Annotated in this window: 14 protein-coding genes; 8 read left to right on the plus strand and 6 right to left on the minus strand. The window is 60.6% G+C overall.

Annotated features, from left to right (window positions below; all coding sequences use genetic code 11):
- Positions 1-163: 163 nt before the first annotated feature.
- From V3W39_RS06140 to V3W39_RS06150, 3 genes are all read left to right on the plus strand, one after another.
- Complete coding sequence (locus V3W39_RS06140) at positions 164-3,073, plus strand: aminotransferase (protein ID WP_330212360.1); 2,910 nt, start codon at positions 164-166, stop codon at positions 3,071-3,073.
- A 137-nt stretch (positions 3,074-3,210) separates the two neighbouring features.
- Positions 3,211-4,317 (plus strand): agmatine deiminase, encoded by a 1,107-nt coding sequence (gene aguA / locus V3W39_RS06145; RefSeq protein ID WP_177114374.1) that lies wholly within the window; start codon positions 3,211-3,213, stop codon positions 4,315-4,317.
- A gap of 243 nt (positions 4,318-4,560) precedes the next feature.
- The gene (locus V3W39_RS06150) at positions 4,561-4,773 is read left to right on the plus strand and encodes a hypothetical protein (RefSeq protein ID WP_177040979.1); all 213 of its coding nucleotides are present in this window, start codon (positions 4,561-4,563) and stop codon (positions 4,771-4,773) included.
- 179 nt (positions 4,774-4,952) lie between these two features.
- Here V3W39_RS06150 and V3W39_RS06155 read toward each other — a convergent pair whose 3' ends face one another.
- The gene (locus V3W39_RS06155) at positions 4,953-7,025 is read right to left on the minus strand and encodes a TonB-dependent receptor (protein WP_330212361.1); all 2,073 of its coding nucleotides are present in this window, start codon (positions 7,023-7,025) and stop codon (positions 4,953-4,955) included.
- A 227-nt stretch (positions 7,026-7,252) separates the two neighbouring features.
- On the opposite strand from V3W39_RS06155, the gene V3W39_RS06160 reads away from it, so the two are divergent.
- From V3W39_RS06160 to V3W39_RS06180, 5 genes are all read left to right on the plus strand, one after another.
- Complete coding sequence (locus V3W39_RS06160) at positions 7,253-7,960, plus strand: DsbA family protein (protein ID WP_330212362.1); 708 nt, start codon at positions 7,253-7,255, stop codon at positions 7,958-7,960.
- Between the two features lie 272 nt (positions 7,961-8,232).
- Positions 8,233-9,519, plus strand: a complete 1,287-nt coding sequence (locus V3W39_RS06165; protein WP_177040985.1) for an OprD family porin — start codon at positions 8,233-8,235, stop codon at positions 9,517-9,519.
- A gap of 202 nt (positions 9,520-9,721) precedes the next feature.
- Positions 9,722-9,937 carry a tautomerase family protein gene (locus tag V3W39_RS06170; protein WP_177075948.1) on the plus strand — a complete coding sequence of 72 codons (216 nt, stop codon included), beginning with the start codon at positions 9,722-9,724 and terminating at the stop codon, positions 9,935-9,937.
- Positions 9,934-10,584 carry a DsbA family oxidoreductase gene (locus tag V3W39_RS06175; protein WP_330212363.1) on the plus strand — a complete coding sequence of 217 codons (651 nt, stop codon included), beginning with the start codon at positions 9,934-9,936 and terminating at the stop codon, positions 10,582-10,584. Before V3W39_RS06170 ends, V3W39_RS06175 begins: the two co-directional genes overlap by 4 nt.
- A 31-nt stretch (positions 10,585-10,615) precedes the next feature.
- A complete protein-coding gene (locus V3W39_RS06180; RefSeq protein ID WP_330212364.1) occupies positions 10,616-11,326 on the plus strand; it encodes an SDR family NAD(P)-dependent oxidoreductase in 711 nt (236 codons plus the stop codon).
- A gap of 70 nt (positions 11,327-11,396) precedes the next feature.
- Here the strand turns inward: V3W39_RS06180 and V3W39_RS06185 are convergent, their stop codons facing one another.
- The 5 genes from V3W39_RS06185 to V3W39_RS06205 form a co-directional block, all read right to left on the minus strand.
- On the minus strand, positions 11,397-11,738 hold the full coding sequence (locus tag V3W39_RS06185) for a DUF6124 family protein (protein ID WP_259195192.1): 342 nt from the start codon (positions 11,736-11,738) through the stop codon (positions 11,397-11,399).
- A 489-nt stretch (positions 11,739-12,227) separates the two neighbouring features.
- Positions 12,228-12,647 carry a hypothetical protein gene (locus tag V3W39_RS06190; RefSeq protein ID WP_330212365.1) on the minus strand — a complete coding sequence of 140 codons (420 nt, stop codon included), beginning with the start codon at positions 12,645-12,647 and terminating at the stop codon, positions 12,228-12,230.
- A gap of 52 nt (positions 12,648-12,699) precedes the next feature.
- Positions 12,700-13,458, minus strand: a complete 759-nt coding sequence (locus tag V3W39_RS06195; protein ID WP_330212366.1) for a hypothetical protein — start codon at positions 13,456-13,458, stop codon at positions 12,700-12,702.
- A 13-nt stretch (positions 13,459-13,471) separates the two neighbouring features.
- Complete coding sequence (locus V3W39_RS06200; RefSeq protein ID WP_330212367.1) at positions 13,472-14,284, minus strand: acid phosphatase; 813 nt, start codon at positions 14,282-14,284, stop codon at positions 13,472-13,474.
- 14 nt (positions 14,285-14,298) lie between these two features.
- Entirely contained in the window at positions 14,299-15,141 is an 843-nt protein-coding gene (locus tag V3W39_RS06205) for a MipA/OmpV family protein (protein WP_259195198.1), read from the minus strand.
- Between the last annotated feature and the right edge of the window lie 22 nt (positions 15,142-15,163).

Here is a 15,163-nt window from a genome sequence, read left to right on the forward strand (position 1 = left end):
CCTTAGACAGACATTAAGCGAATGGAGCATAGCTTGAGTTGTGAAGCCAGGTGGTGCAAGGGGACACCATCAGATTGACGGCACCGGGTGGGGCCTGGGGGTTGCGTAACCCCCTTCAACAATGGCGATATAAGCGTCTGATAAAAACACCAGGGGTCGTCACATGTTGCTCGCCACGTTGATTCATCGCGCCAGTCTGCCATGCCCGCAAGTCGGACCGGACCCTGCGGCGCGGCTACTGGAGCAGCATTACGACCTCGGTGGCACGCTAAAGTCGCTCGGCAGCCAGCAAGATCTCAACTACCGCATCGACAGTGACCGAGGCCGTTTTGTGCTGAAAATCTGCCGGGGCGACTATGCCGCCGTCGAGCTGCAGGCCCAGCACGCCGCCCTGAAGCATTTGCAGGAACATTCGGATGTGCGGGTGCCCAAGGTTATCTCGGCCCTTGGCGGCGAAGACCTGCTGACCGAAACCGTCGCCGGGCACACCGTGCACCTGCGGCTGCTGGACTACATCGACGGCCAGCCGCTGACCCATGTCCCACATCTGGGCCGTGAAGTGATCGCAGGCTTCGGCGAACTCTGCGGGCGGATGAGCCTGGCGCTGGCCGGCTTCGAGCATCCGGGCCTGGAACGCACCCTGCAATGGGACCCGCGCCATGCCCTTGAGCTGATCACCCATCTGCTGTCGACCCTCGAAAACCTGCCACAGCGGGCGGCGCTGGAGCAAGTGGCCGAGCAGGTGGCGCGCCGGGTGCCGCCGTTGGCCGATCGCCTGCCGTGGCAAGCCGTGCACATGGACATCACCGATGACAACGTGGTGTGGCAGCGCGACGCCCAGCGGCATTGGCAGGTCCAGGGCGTGATCGACTTCGGCGACCTGGTGCGTACCTGGCGCATTGCCGACCTGTCGGTGACTTGCGCTGCACTGCTGCACCATGCCGAGGGCGATCCGTTCGCCATTCTGCCGGCGATCCAGGCGTGCCACGCGATCACTCCGTTGCAGCACGAAGAGTTGCAGGTGCTATGGCCGCTGATCGTCGCGCGGGCTGCGGTGTTGGTGCTGAGCAGTGAGCAGCAGCAGAGGCTGGACCCGGATAACACCTACCTGTTGAAGAACGCCGAGCATGAGTGGGAAATCTTCCACGTAGCCACCTCGGTGCCTTTTGAGTTGATGGAGGCGGCGATCCTGGGTTGTGTCGGTGCCCAGTTGCCGCCAATTGCCGGCGAAGGCTTTGCGCCGTTGTTGCCGGGGCTGGTTGGGCGTGAGTTCGCGCTGATCGATCTGGGTGTGCTCAGCCCGCATTTCGAGGCGGGCAATTGGGAGCAGGAGGGCATTGATCGCCGCTTGCTGGAACAAGCGGCTGTGGTCCATGGCCTGGCAGCCAGCCGTTATGGTCAATACCGACTGTCCCGTACCCGGCCCGACAGCGCCGTCGAGCCTGAGACTTTCCCGCTTCACGTAGAACTGCACATGCCCCTGGGTGCCACGGTGGAAGCATCGTTCGCCGGTACCTTGCACTGCGCCGCCGACGGCTTGATGTGCCTGCACAGCGCGCAGTTGAGTGTGCGGTTGTGGGGCGTGAGCGCGTTGTTGCAACACGGCGCCGCGGTGGTAAAAGGCCAAGTGCTCGGCGAAGTTGCCGGCCCGCTGACGGTGCAACTGTGCCGCGCCGAACTCGAGCCGCCGCTGTTCTGCACGCCGTCCCGGGCGGTGGCCTGGCAAGCGTTGTGCCCATCCCCGGCTACCTTGCTGGGGCTGGCCTGCGACGCCGAGCCGGAACTGGACCCGGAGGCCTTGCTGGCCCGTCGCGATGCCAGCTTCGCCCGCTCGCAGAAGCACTATTACATCGACCCGCCGCGCATCGAGCGCGGTTGGCGCAATCATATGATCGACATGCAGGGTCGCTCCTACCTCGACATGCTCAATAACGTCGCGGTGCTCGGCCACGGTCACCCACGCATGGCCCAGGTGGCGGCGCGGCAATGGTCGCTGCTCAACACCAACTCACGCTTCCACTATGCGGCGATTGCCGAATTCTCCGAGCGTCTGCTGGCCCTGGCGCCGGACTCCATGGATCGGGTGTTCCTGGTCAACAGCGGCACCGAAGCCAATGACCTGGCGATTCGCCTGGCCTGGGCCTACAGCGGCGGGCGCGACATGCTCAGCGTGCTGGAGGCCTATCACGGCTGGTCAGTGGCGGCGGACGCGGTGTCGACCTCGATTGCCGACAACCCCCAGGCCTTGAGCAGCCGCCCGGACTGGGTGCATCCGGTGACCGCGCCGAATACCTATCGCGGCGAGTTCCGCGGGCAGGACAGTGCGCCGGACTACGTACGCAGCGTGGAGCATAACCTGGCGAAAATCGCCGCGCAGAACCGCCAACTGGCGGGCTTCATTTGTGAGCCGGTGTACGGCAATGCCGGCGGGATCTCCTTGCCGCCCGGCTATTTGCAGCAGGTATATGCCTTGGTTCGGGGACAGGGCGGCGTGTGCATCGCCGATGAAGTGCAGGTGGGTTATGGCCGCATGGGCCATTTCTTCTGGGGTTTTGAAGAGCAGGGCGTGGTGCCGGACATCATCACCATGGCCAAGGGCATGGGCAACGGCCAGCCATTGGGCGCGGTGATCACCCGCCGGGAAATCGCCGAGGCGCTGGAGGCCGAGGGTTACTTCTTCTCGTCATCAGGCGGCAGCCCGGTGAGTTGCCGCATCGGCATGGCGGTGCTGGACGTGATGGAGGAAGAAAAACTGTGGGAAAACGCCCAGGTGGTAGGCGGGCATTTCAAGGCCCGTTTGGAAGCGTTGGTCGAGCAGCATCCGTTGGTGGGCGCGGTGCATGGTTCCGGGTTTTACCTGGGGCTGGAGTTGGTCCGCGACCGGCAGACCCTGGAACCGGCCACCGAAGAGACCGCGCTGCTGTGTGATCGCCTGCGGGAACTGGGGATCTTCATGCAGCCCACCGGCGACTATCTGAACATCCTCAAGATCAAGCCGCCGATGGTCACTTCCCGGCAAAGCGTGGACTTCTTCGTCGACATGCTGGCGAAGGTGTTGGACGAGTCGCTTTAACCATTTGTCGGGGTAATTCGATTGTTATCGGTAATTGTCCGGTAATTTATGAGTGGTAGATGTAAATCGTCTTTTAAGGTCGATTTTTATCCGATATAAAGGCGTCATGCTCACGCAGCCGTCCCAGGAGATTTTTCATGACCACTTTGCACAGCACCCCCCGCGCCGACGGCTTCCATATGCCTGCCGAATGGGCGCCACAGACCCAGACCTGGATGATCTGGCCCGAGCGCCCGGACAACTGGCGCCTGGGCGGCAAGCCGGCGCAGGCCGCCCACGTGGCAGTGGCCAAGGCCATTGCACGCTTTGAACCGGTGACCGTGGCGGTTTCGGCCAGCCAGTATGAAAACGCCCGGGCGCGCCTGGACGTACCGAATATCCGCCTGGTGGAAATGTCCAGCGACGACGCCTGGGTACGGGATACCGGGCCGACGTTTGTGATCAACAACAGCGGCGAAGTGCGTGGCGTGAACTGGGATTTCAACGCCTGGGGCGGCTTTGATGGCGGCCTGTACTCGCCGTGGAATCGCGATTCCCAGGTGGGCGGCAAGATCCTCGAGATCGAGCGCAGCCCGCGTTATCGCACCGAAGGGTTTGTGCTGGAAGGCGGCTCGATTCACGTCGACGGCGAAGGCACGCTGATCACCACCGAAGAATGCCTGCTCAACCGCAATCGCAACCCGCACCTGCAGCGCGAGGAAATCGAAGCGGTGCTCAGTGCCAACCTGGCTGTGGATAAGATCATCTGGCTGCCGGATGGCCTGTTCAACGACGAAACCGACGGGCATGTGGATAACTTCTGCTGCTACGTGCGCCCGGGCGAAGTGTTGCTGGCCTGGACCGATGACCCGCAAGACCCGAACTACGCGCGCTGCCACGCCGCCATGGACGTCCTGCAAAGCAGCACCGACGCCCAGGGCCGCTCGTTCACAGTGCATAAAATGCCGATCCCGGGGCCGCTGTACGCCACCGAGGAAGAATGCGCGGGCGTGGATCCGGTCGACGGCACCCAGGAGCGCAACCCCACCGTGCGGTTGGCCGGTTCCTACGTCAACTTCCTGATCGTCAACGGCGGCATCATCGCGCCGAGCTTCGACGACCCGCTGGACAGCCGCGCCAAGGAGATTTTGCAGAACCTGTTCCCGCAGCACGAAGTGGTGATGGTGCCGGGGCGCGAACTGTTACTGGGGGGCGGCAACATCCACTGCCTGACCCAGCAGCAGCCGGCGCCGCACAAAAACTGAGTGCACTTGTAACAGCCTGATACCCGGTTGAGTGCCAATCGGGTGCGCCGCGGTTTGGGCGCTCACAGCAAGCCCACGGCCCGTCAGGTTCGTGGGCTTTTTTGTGACCATGTGCCGACAAACCGGGCACATTGGCATAGCTCTTGTATCGCTGTTGCGACAGGGAGCGCTTAGTCTGACTAAGCGGTTCTGTCATAAACCTTGAGTAAGTTAGCCGCTCAAGCCGTCGGAGAGAGCGCTGAAATGAATGCCGATATCAACCTTATGTACAAGCGTACGTTCCACCCCTTGCGGGTGAACGGCGACGCGATCCATGCGCTGGCGCTCTGGTTGAAGGCAAACGGTTCGAGGCAGATCAGGACGCCCGACCCGCGCCGGGTGATGAGCGAACGGTACCCGGTGGGGTTGTTCAGCGAGGATGAGGTGCAGGCGTTGTGTGAGTTGATGCAGAACTGAAGGTTGTTTTCAATGTTGCACCGGACTTTGTGGCGAGGGAGCTTGCTCCCGTTGGGGTGCGCAGCAGCCCCAAAACAGATCACCGAGTTCTATCTGGAAAAACACAGTCGCCTTATTTTGGGGGTGCTTCGCACCCCAACGGGAGCAAGCTCCCTCGCCACAGAAAAGTGCGTTGCTGTTTAGAAACTGTACGTTCCGGTAACCACCAGACTACGCGGGTCCCCAAACTGAATCTGCGCCGCACTCGTCGCCGACGCGTAGTACGTCTTGTCGCTGATATTGTTCAGCGCCGCCCTTACATCCCATTCCTTCTGCCGGAACCCGGCCAGTGCATCCCAGCGGCCATAACCCGGTAACAGCACGGTGTTGGCGTTATCCGCATAACGCTCACCCACCAGCGTCAGCCCGGTTTCCGCGTACCAGCCCATCTCCGGTTTCCAGGTGACGAACAGGCTCGCATTGCGCTTGGCGACGTCGCTGATGCGCTTGCCTTCAAAACCGTTGTTGTCCTTCACCACCGTGGCGTCCTGCAGGCCAACGCCGCCGCGTACATACCAGTTGCCGATGATCTTGCCAGCAGCGGTCAACTCCACGCCACGGGAGCGCTGCTCGCCGCTGAGCAGGGTGATGGTCGGGTCCAGCGGGTCACGTGTGCGGCGGTTGTAGAGTTCCAGTTCGTACACCGCCAGAGTGGTGCTCAGGCGGTCGTCGAGCCAGTCACTCTTGACCCCGATTTCCTTCTGCCTGGTCAGTTCCGGGCTCAGGTCGTTGGCGTTGCCCGCCGCATTGGGCGTGATGCCGATCAGGCCGCCACCGGTGGGCGAGAAGGTCTTGCTCCACGAGGCGTAGAACGAATGGTGTTCCAGCGGCGTCCAGACCAGGCCCACCCGCGGGCTGGTGCTGTGGCTCACGACCTGTTCCGACGCGTTGGTCAGTCTGTTGGTGGACTCCACATCAAAGCGGTCGTAGCGCAAACCGGCGAGCAGTTGCCATTGATCGTTCAGGCGCAATTGGTCCTGCACATACACGCCCTGGCTTTGCACTTCGGTGTGGCTGCTGCTGAATGCCGGCAGGCGACCGTTGTGGCGCAGGTCCGGGTTGGGGTTGTACACATCCACGCTCGGCACGGCGGCGAGCGGCGCCCGATAGAGTTTCGGGTCGCGGCGCTGGTTGCCCAATTCCACTCCGGTCAGCAAGCGATGCTCCAGGCCAAAAGTGCTGAAGCCGCCTTCCAGCTCGACGTTGTTGAGGATGTTGCGTGTGGTCAAGTCCTGCTGCCAGCGCTGGCGCCCGACCTTGTTGGTTTTGGGGTCGTAGCTGACGGCGTAGGTGTTATCGAAGTCGCTGTCGAGGGTGAACACGCCCAGGGTATGGCGCAGTTGCCAACTGTCGTTCAACTCATAGGCCAGCCGGGAGCGCAGGGATTGGGATGTGTCGTCGATGTAATCGCGCTTGTCACCATAAGTGGTGCCGCGGCTGACATCCGCCGGCCGCCCATTGACCCCGGGAATGCCCCGGTCGGGCGTGCGGTTGTAACGGCTGTATTCGTACTGCACCAGCCAGTTCAGGTCGGGGCTCAGTTGCCAGCTCATGGACGGTGCAAACAGCTGGCGATTGCCGCTGACGCCGTCGCGGAAACTGTTGTTGTCCTGGTTGCCCATGTTCAGGCGCAGGCTGATGTTATCGGTGGGGTCGGTGCTGAGGTCGGCGTACAGGCTGCGCAAATCATCGCTGCCGCCCTGGGCTTCGATGCTGGAGGCGCGACCGGCCTGGGGCAGCTTGCTCACGCGGTTGACGATGCCGCCCTGGCCGCCGCGCCCGTACAACACGGCTGCCGGGCCTTTGAGCACTTCGATGCGTTCGATGTTGTGCAGGTCGCGTACGTATTGGCTGTCGTCGCGAATACCGTCCAGATAGAAGTCATTGCTGGCGTCGAAGCCACGGATGCGCAGGCTGTCGAACCGCGTGTCGGCGCCGCTGCTGACGTTGGGCACGCCGCTCAAGGCCTGGCCCAGGTCATTGGTGCCGTAGGAACGCAGGCTGTCGGTTTTCACCGAGTCGATGGCCTGGGGCACGTAGCGCACGGGTGTGGCGGTGCGGGTAGCGGTACTGGTTTCCTTGACGCGCGGGTCGTCTTCGTCGGCTTCAGCACTCACGGAAGTTTCCGGCAGGACGGTGGCAGCGCAGGCAAATCCGGCAGACAGCAGTACAGAAAGCCCAAGGGTAATGGGCGTCAGGCGCAGGGCAGGCATCGGGGTGTGTATCCAAAAAGGTTGGCAGGATAAAAGCGCGTTAATGGTAATGCTTACTATTTGCGTAGGTTATCTATTCCTAAGTTGACCTTTCTGAAAAATGTTACGGCATATGTTTTACAGGGATATTCGACCGATTCCCGAAACAGTCTGGGAGCCAATTCGGGGTTTTTCCGAACTGTAGGTAAGACTAATCTGCCGGGCATCAACGTCTATCGGAGCCCGTCATGTCGGCAGCCACGCTTCATTACATTTACGACCCGCTGTGCGGCTGGTGTTACGGCGCCGAGCCGCTGCTGCATGCCGCCCGGGATGTATTGCCTGTCCAGCTGCACGGCGGCGGCATGATGACCGGCGCCAATCGCCAATCTGTCTCGCCGCAGTTGCGTGACTACGTAATGCCCCACGACCGGCGCATTGCCGAGTACACCGGGCAACCGTTTGGCCAGGCGTATTTCGAAGGCTTGCTGCGAGACCACGACGCGGTGTTCGACTCAGCCCCGCCCATCAGCGCGGTGCTGGCCGCAGAAAAAGTTGCCGGTCGCGGCCTGGAATTATTGGCGCGTTTGCAAACGGCGCACTATGTCGAAGGTCGCCGAATCGCCGATAACGACGTGCTGCTGACTCTGGCTGAGTCCATCGGTTTGGATCCTCAAGTCTTCAACACAGCCTTCAATGAAATCCAGGGCGCAGAAACCCAGGCTCACATTAAAGACAGCCGCCAATGGCTGGCAAAAATCGGCGGCCAGGGCTTTCCCACCTTGGCCCTGGAGCAGGGCGGCCAACTGCAATTACTCGACATCAGCCCCTGGCTGGGCAAGCCCCAAGCCTTTGCCGAGTGGCTGAGACAAACAGTCGCAATTTCGATTCCAACCACCCAATCGAGTGCACCAATGTGTGGCCTGCAGGGTTGCGAAGAGCCGAGACGGGCTTGATAGAGCCTTGCACCATGATGGCTATTTAATGTTTCTTAGACTTTTTTAGCCTAAATACAGACGATTCACGAAATTGACACACAGTAAAGGGCGCGGATAGGATTCGCCCCAACGCCTGTGGCTAACCGCCATGACTTCTCCAATAAAAAAAGGCCCGCGGCATTTTAGTCGTCCGCGGGCCTTTTTTTATCTGGGGAAAGTCGACACCAGAAAAGCAACACGGAGCCTGGTGTCACAGCGCGTACTCAACCAGTAATAAGGAATATAAGAAAATGTTGAAACAACGGATGGGGCTGATCGCTCTGGGGATTTTGAGCGCTACGCAAGCAATGGCTGACGACCAATCCCAATCAAAGGGTTTTGTTGAAGACAGCCACCTGAACATCGCGGCACGCAACGCGTACATCAGCCGCGACTACAAGAACGGCAAGCAAGACAAAGCCGAATGGGGCCAGGGCTTCATCGGCAAGTTCGAGTCCGGTTTCACCCAAGGCACCGTCGGTGTGGGTGTGGACGTGATCGGCCAATACGCCATTCGCCTGGACGGTGGTAAAGGTCGCAGCGGCGCTGGCGGTATCGACTTCTTCAAGCAAGGCGACAGCGGCGCAGCAGCCGATGACCTGGCCAAGGGCGGCGCAGCCGTCAAGGCACGCATCTCCAACACCGTGATCAAATACGGCCAGCAGATGCCAGCCGTGCCGGTGCTGCAGTACGACAACTCCCGTCTGTTGTCGGAAACCTACGAAGGTACTTCGATCGTTTCCAAAGAAATCGCCGGCCTGCAACTGGACGCTGGTCACTTCACCAAGGAAGCTCGCAAGAGCGCCGAGGGTTCCGACAGTGGCGCGCTGAAAAGCATCGACTACATCGGCGGTAGCTACAAATTCACCGAAAGCCTGTCGGCAGCGCTCTACGCTTCCAACATGCAGGACGTGCTGAAGAAGCAATACGTCAACGTCAACTACGTGCTGGCCCTGCCAGAGAAACAATCGTTGACCTTCGACTTCAACGGTTACAAAACCAAGCTCGACCGTAGTTTCGCCCTGGAAAACCAAGGTGACGCCGACGCTCGCGACAACAAAATCTGGAGCCTGGGCGCCACGTGGGCCGTTGGCCCGCACAGCTTCACCCTGGCCCACCAGCGCAGCACCGGTGACACCGGTTACCTGTACGGCGGCTACCGCAACGCAGGCGGCATCGGCGACGGTGGCAACACCATCCTGCTGGCCAACTCCTACTGGTCTGACTTCAACGGCAAGGACGAGCGCTCCTGGCAAGCAGGCTACGGCCTGGACTTCAGCGCCTTCGGCGTGCCTGGCCTGACCTACAACATCGCCTACGTGCGCGGCACCAACATTGACGACGGTTCCAACCGCGGCAGTGGCACCGAGCGTGAGATCTTCAACCAGTTCAAATACGTGGTACAGAACGGCCCGGCCAAAGACCTGAGCCTGCGTGCCCGTGCGTCGTGGTTGCGCGTTTCCAACAACGCCAGCAACTACAACGTGGGCGGTAACGAGATCCGTCTGTTCGCCGACTACCCAATCAACGTTTTCTGATTGATTGAGCGTCGCGCCTGATTCAAGGCGATAAAAAACCCCGACTGGTTCGGGGTTTTTTTATGCCTGCGATCTGAGCTTATTGATTACACCACATCACTAATGAAGTACTCCGCCCCACCTTTATCCACATCAAACAACCCCATAAATTGGCCTCACTGCCTGCCCACCATGTCGATGGGCAAGTCACTGGAGCCTTGCCATGCCATTTGTCAGCGTACGCATCACCCGCGACGGCGTTACCTCGGAGCAGAAAGCCCAGGTCATTGCCGAAATCACCGAAACCCTCGAGCGCGTCCTCAAAAAACGCCCCGACCTGACCCACATCGTCATCGAAGAAGTCGACACCGATAACTGGGGCTATGCCGGCATCACTACCACCCAGTACCGCAAGCAGCTCGCGGAAAATCCGTCATGAGCGCGCCCGTCACCATCGACTTCATCTCCGATGTGGTGTGCCCGTGGTGCGCCCTCGGCGCCACCGCCCTGGAACAAGCCATCGACAACCTGGCAGGCGAAGTGAAGGTTGAACTGACCTTCAAACCCTTCGAACTCAACCCCGACATGCCGGCCGAAGGCGAAAACGCCGTCGCCCACATGATGCGCAAATACGGGCGCAGCGCCGAGGAAGTCGCCAGCGGCAAAAAGATGCTGATGGAGCGGGGCGAGGCCATCGGCTTCACCTTCGACCTGGAAAAACGCAGCCACTTCTACAACACCTTCGACGCCCATCGGTTGCTGTTTTGGGCGTTGCAGCAAGGGCGCCAGACCGAGCTGAAAAGGGCGCTGCTGCGAGGGTATTTCAGCGATGGCCAGAACGTCAGCGACCACGAAACCCTGGCGCGTTTGGCCGCCGAGGCCGGGCTGGACATTGAAGCCGCACGCAAGGTGCTGGGCTCTACCGCCTACGCCAACGAAGTGCGCGAGCTTGAAGTGTTCTACCGCGAGCACGGCATCAACTCCGTGCCGGCCATGGTGCTCAACGGCCGCCAGCTGGTCTCCGGGTCGCAATCAGTCAGTTACTACGAACAGATGCTGCGGGAAATGTCCGCCGCGGCTGCTTGAACCATCCCATTTTCCCTATAGAGGTTTCATCATGAGCAATTCGAAAAAAGTCGTTGTGATTACTGGCGCATCCCAAGGCCTCGGCGCTGCTGCGGTCAAGGCCTACCGCGAGCTGGATTACCGCGTGGTTGCGACGTCCCGGTCGATCAAACCGTCGACCGATCCAGACATCCTTACCGTAGCCGGCGACATCGCCGACCCGGCCACCGCCGAGCGCGTCATCCGCGAAGGCGTGACGCGGTTTGGCCGCATCGACAGCCTGATCAACAACGCCGGGATCTTCGTCGCCAAACCCTTCACCAGCTACACCCACGAAGACTACGTGAACGTGTTGGCGGTGAACCTGAACGGGTTCTTCTACATCACCCAACTGGCGATTACCGAAATGCTCAAACAGGGCGCCGGGCACATCGTCAACATCACCACCAGCCTGGTGGACCACGCGATTGACGGCGTGCCGTCGGTGCTGGCTTCGCTGACCAAAGGCGGGCTGAACTCCGCGACCAAATCGCTGGCGATTGAATACGCCAAGCGCGGGATTCGGGTGAACGCGGTGAGCCCGGGGATTATCAAGACGCCGATGCATGGTGAAGAGACGCATGCGGCGTTGGGTAGCTTGCATCCGGTTGGGCATATGGGTGAAGCGCGGGATATTGCGCAGGCGATTGTGTATCTGGAATCGGCTGGGTTTGTGACGGGTGAGATTCTGCATGTGGATGGTGGGCAGAGTGCTGGGCACTAAGCGACGCGACTGAACGAAAAAACGCCCCGGACCGTGATGGTTCGGGGCGTTTTTTGTTGGCCTGTCGGAATTAACGGGTTGAAGGCGCGACCTGTTCCAACGCCCGATCTACCAGGATTGAACTCAACTCAATCAGTTGCTGAATCCCCAATGCCACAGCCCTTTGTGATCCTTCCAGCTCGAATGCCAGGTTCGAGACCATTTCATTGGCTGACGAGAGGGTTTCTGCGGCATTGGCCAGCAGCGTTTCGGTATCCACATCGGGCGAAACGGAGAACAGATTACTGCCTGAACGCGCCGCAGGTTCTGCATCGTCTGATGAGTGCAAGTAATGATCAATCGCCCGCTGCGCGGCGGCATGAAGCTTGGCGTCGATTGGGGTATGAGGCGGGTTAGGTGTGACCTTGAACATGGCGAAGCTCCTTTAGCGATTCAGGAACTGCCAATCTCACTTCCACATGAGGGTGGCAGCTGTGCGCAGGTGTGGAAGACCGGGGCTAAAGGAACCCGGCGCACCGAAGTGCCCCGCCCACAGCCGCCATAACACAAGAATACAGGCGAAAAAAAACGCCAGTAGGTGTTCATGGGCGTTTGAGCGCCTTTAGCCATAGTACGGACTTCCACATCCGGCCGCTGATTTTGCAGCGGCTGGGGGAGGTTAGCGGGGTGGAGGATGGGGAGGCAAGCTGATATGGGTGTACGAAAATTCGGGGCCGCAGAGGCATGTGCTCATGAATTAGCTCTTTTTATGGATACGCCATAATTATTGGCTACCCATAATTCTGCATAAATCTGAGGCGGGACTTCTCTACAGGAATTGGTCTATCTGGAAAACGGGAAAACTGCGTCAGACCACGATTCTCGTTATTGAATTGAAAGCCTACTCCAACCCCCACTCCCTCTATGAAGCAGAATCCCTGTAGTGCTGCTGGTACTCACCCCTTGACCCAAGATGATCCGTCCACTGCCGAACAGGCCCAGCCTCTTGCTCGGTCAGCTTCATCTGTTGCAACTCATCATGAAGAAGGAACACAAAATCCTCTTCGTCCTGTATCTGCCGCACATCCTGCAGGGTCCAGTGGTGCTCGCTGATCAGATGGAGCCGAAGTTCGTCCATGGCGTCCAGTCTGGCCCAGGTTGCCGTGCTGCCTTCGAGCATCCGTTCGGCGAAGCACTTGAGCTTGTACAACCCGAGTGCCATGCGGGTGTGCTGATCGGCCGGTAGCCCTTCCCAGCGGAGGTCGGGGTTTTCAGTCAGAAGTTTCTCGTACTTATCAAGCGCTGCTATCCATTCACGGTGGTGATTGAATTCTTGAACCATGTTCCGGCTCTCCGCGACATCCTTTCGGGTGAAATCAAAATAGCCCAACACCTCAGAATCGCCCACTGATACCCAGCAGTGGCCCCTTCTGGACAATGTCGTACACAAACCCATCATGACGATAATTCACCCCCATGGCCCGGTACCCGGCCACCGCTGAAAATCCCGGCCAGAACTCCCAGCCCGCCAGCGCGGCCACGTCCCAATCCTCCCGAGACTGCCCGGCGCCCGCCATTCCCCACGATGACAACCAGAACCGGTCATTCACGGCATAGTGCCCGCGCAGTCCCGCCATGGCGTCTGCCCAAGTCGCATTGTCTGAGCCCGATGAGCCCCCAAGAGGTCCACCATGGAAGGTGAGGGTGGTGCCGCTGTACCAGACGCGCACGCCACCGGCGACATCCAGCCGACGGTTTTCATCTCCCAGCACGGTGTAGCCGCCACCCAGGAACCCGGAGGCCGTCTTGCTTTCAACCTCAAGTTTGGCGCCTCCAGGCAGGCGGTTGCGGGTGTCGGTGTCGATGTACATCAGGTCGGCGAGCACGCTGTAGGGGCCACGGCGCGCCTCACCCATCAGCATCACCGACATATCGACCGTCTTGGCGATGTCGGAGAAGTCGGATTTTATGAACTGGGTCCCGGTGCTGCTGTGGCCCACGTGCCCACGGATACCGGCGCCCCATACGTAGGGCCCGCCGTTGAACTGCCATTCATCGCTGTCTGCCGCCCTGGCCACTGTTGGCAGGCTTGAGCCGGCGACCGCGAAAGCGCCAACCAGCAGCGCCAGGCGGACGTTGTCACTGTGGATCATGGTGTTTCCCCGATCAGTGCTGGGTCAGCGAGAGCGCCACGCTCTCGGCCGCGCAGTCTTCTGTAGGTTTCAGGCCAGCCTTTTGCGCAGCCTTGACCTCTTCCTTCGCCGCCGCGAGGTCCGCCAGGAATGCCGGATTGCTATGCAGGCTCGCCACTGTGGCGGCCCCCATGATGCGGCCTGCATCCACGTCGCTCTGCCAGTGCGCATCGCAGATGACCCGGCTTTGGCCGAAGGACAACCCGCGGGTCATCAGTTCGGTGGCGCGTGCCGGGTTGATTTCCGCCAGTACCAGGCCCCAGGCCCAGCCCGCGGCAGAGTGGCCGGACGGCCAGGAGCCATCGGTACGCAGCAACGGCTCCATGTCTTTGCGACAGGTTCCTTCGTTATGGGCCACGAACGGTCGGGTGCGGTTGTAGGCATTTTTCCCAGCGTAGGTGGAGCCGCCCGCATCGGTCAGGGTGCGTTGCATCAGGGTGTAGAGATGCGGTGTATTTTTCTCGCTGATCGGCGTGCCCATCGCGCAGACGAATGCGTTGGCCGGGCCCGGGAATGACAGCTCCGCATCCGCTGCGGCGAGTTTCTCCCGGGCCGTACCGCGTAGCGACAGCGCTGCTCGCCGTGCTTCTTCATCCCGTGCAAGCGCCGCAGAGTCGGGCTTGGGCGGGGCGCCCAGCAACGCCAGGCGCAATGGCAGATCCGCCGAGTTCAGATAGCCTGGGGCCAGCTTGAAGTGAGGGTCTGTGACCTTGGTGGCATCGTCGGCAAGTACCAGCCCCGACCAGAGCAGGCCGGCCAAACCCAGCTGCTTATGTAGTGTTTTCATCGAGTGTTCCCTGATCAAAACCGGTAAAGGGCATTCAGGTAGGCGCCTGCGCCCACGTTTTCACCCGTGAGCGGGCTGTTGCGGGCGTCGGAGACCAGGGCGTAGGTTTTGATGCCGCCTTCCAGTGCCAGTTGTGGCTGCAATTGCCAGGTGAGGCCCAGTTTCAAGGTCACGTCGCGCATGCCGCCGCCCGGGTGGTATTCGTCGAAGCCGGTGCGCGCCGCTTGTTGGGCGGTGACGCCGAAGCGCGCCATCATGTCTTTCTCATTGCTCCAGGTGCCGTATAGGGTCGAGTCCAGGGTCAATGTCGAAGACAGTGCGTAGGCGGTGGCGAAACCGGCCTCCAGGAACGCGGTACGCCCCAGGCTTTCGCCACCGTAATCGCGGCTCTGGCTGGCTTGCAGGCCGCGCACGAACAGGCGTCCGGCCGGTAGCATCCAATACGCTTCCGCCCCGACAAGCGCGGTGCTGTCCAGGTTGCCCATGCCCTTGAGGTAGTCATCACGACCGCCCAGGGTGTGGATTCTTTCCTTGCGGCCCTGGTCGTAACCCAGCAACAGGGCGATCCCGAAAGGCGACAAACCCGGTAGGTCCCAGCGCAGCCCTTCCGGGAAGGATGCGGTAAATTTGCCCCAGTTTTCGGTGGGCAAAACCGCTTTGAGTTTCAGTGACGGGAACGCAGCGTAGTGTGAGGAACCTTCGTACAGCGGGCCAACGGCAAGTCCGCCACCGACGGTCACGGAGGGCTCACTTGAATCGTCGGCGTGTGCAGGCAACACCATCGCAAAAGCGAGCGCCGCACCGGTCATGAGCGTCACCGGGTACTTGAGAAAGTTCGAACCATAGAGGGTTGTCATCGCTTGTTTCCTTTGGTGTAAA

It is taken from the genome of Pseudomonas sp. Z18(2022), assembly GCF_036346535.1.
GTDB lineage: Bacteria > Pseudomonadota > Gammaproteobacteria > Pseudomonadales > Pseudomonadaceae > Aquipseudomonas > Aquipseudomonas yamanorum_A.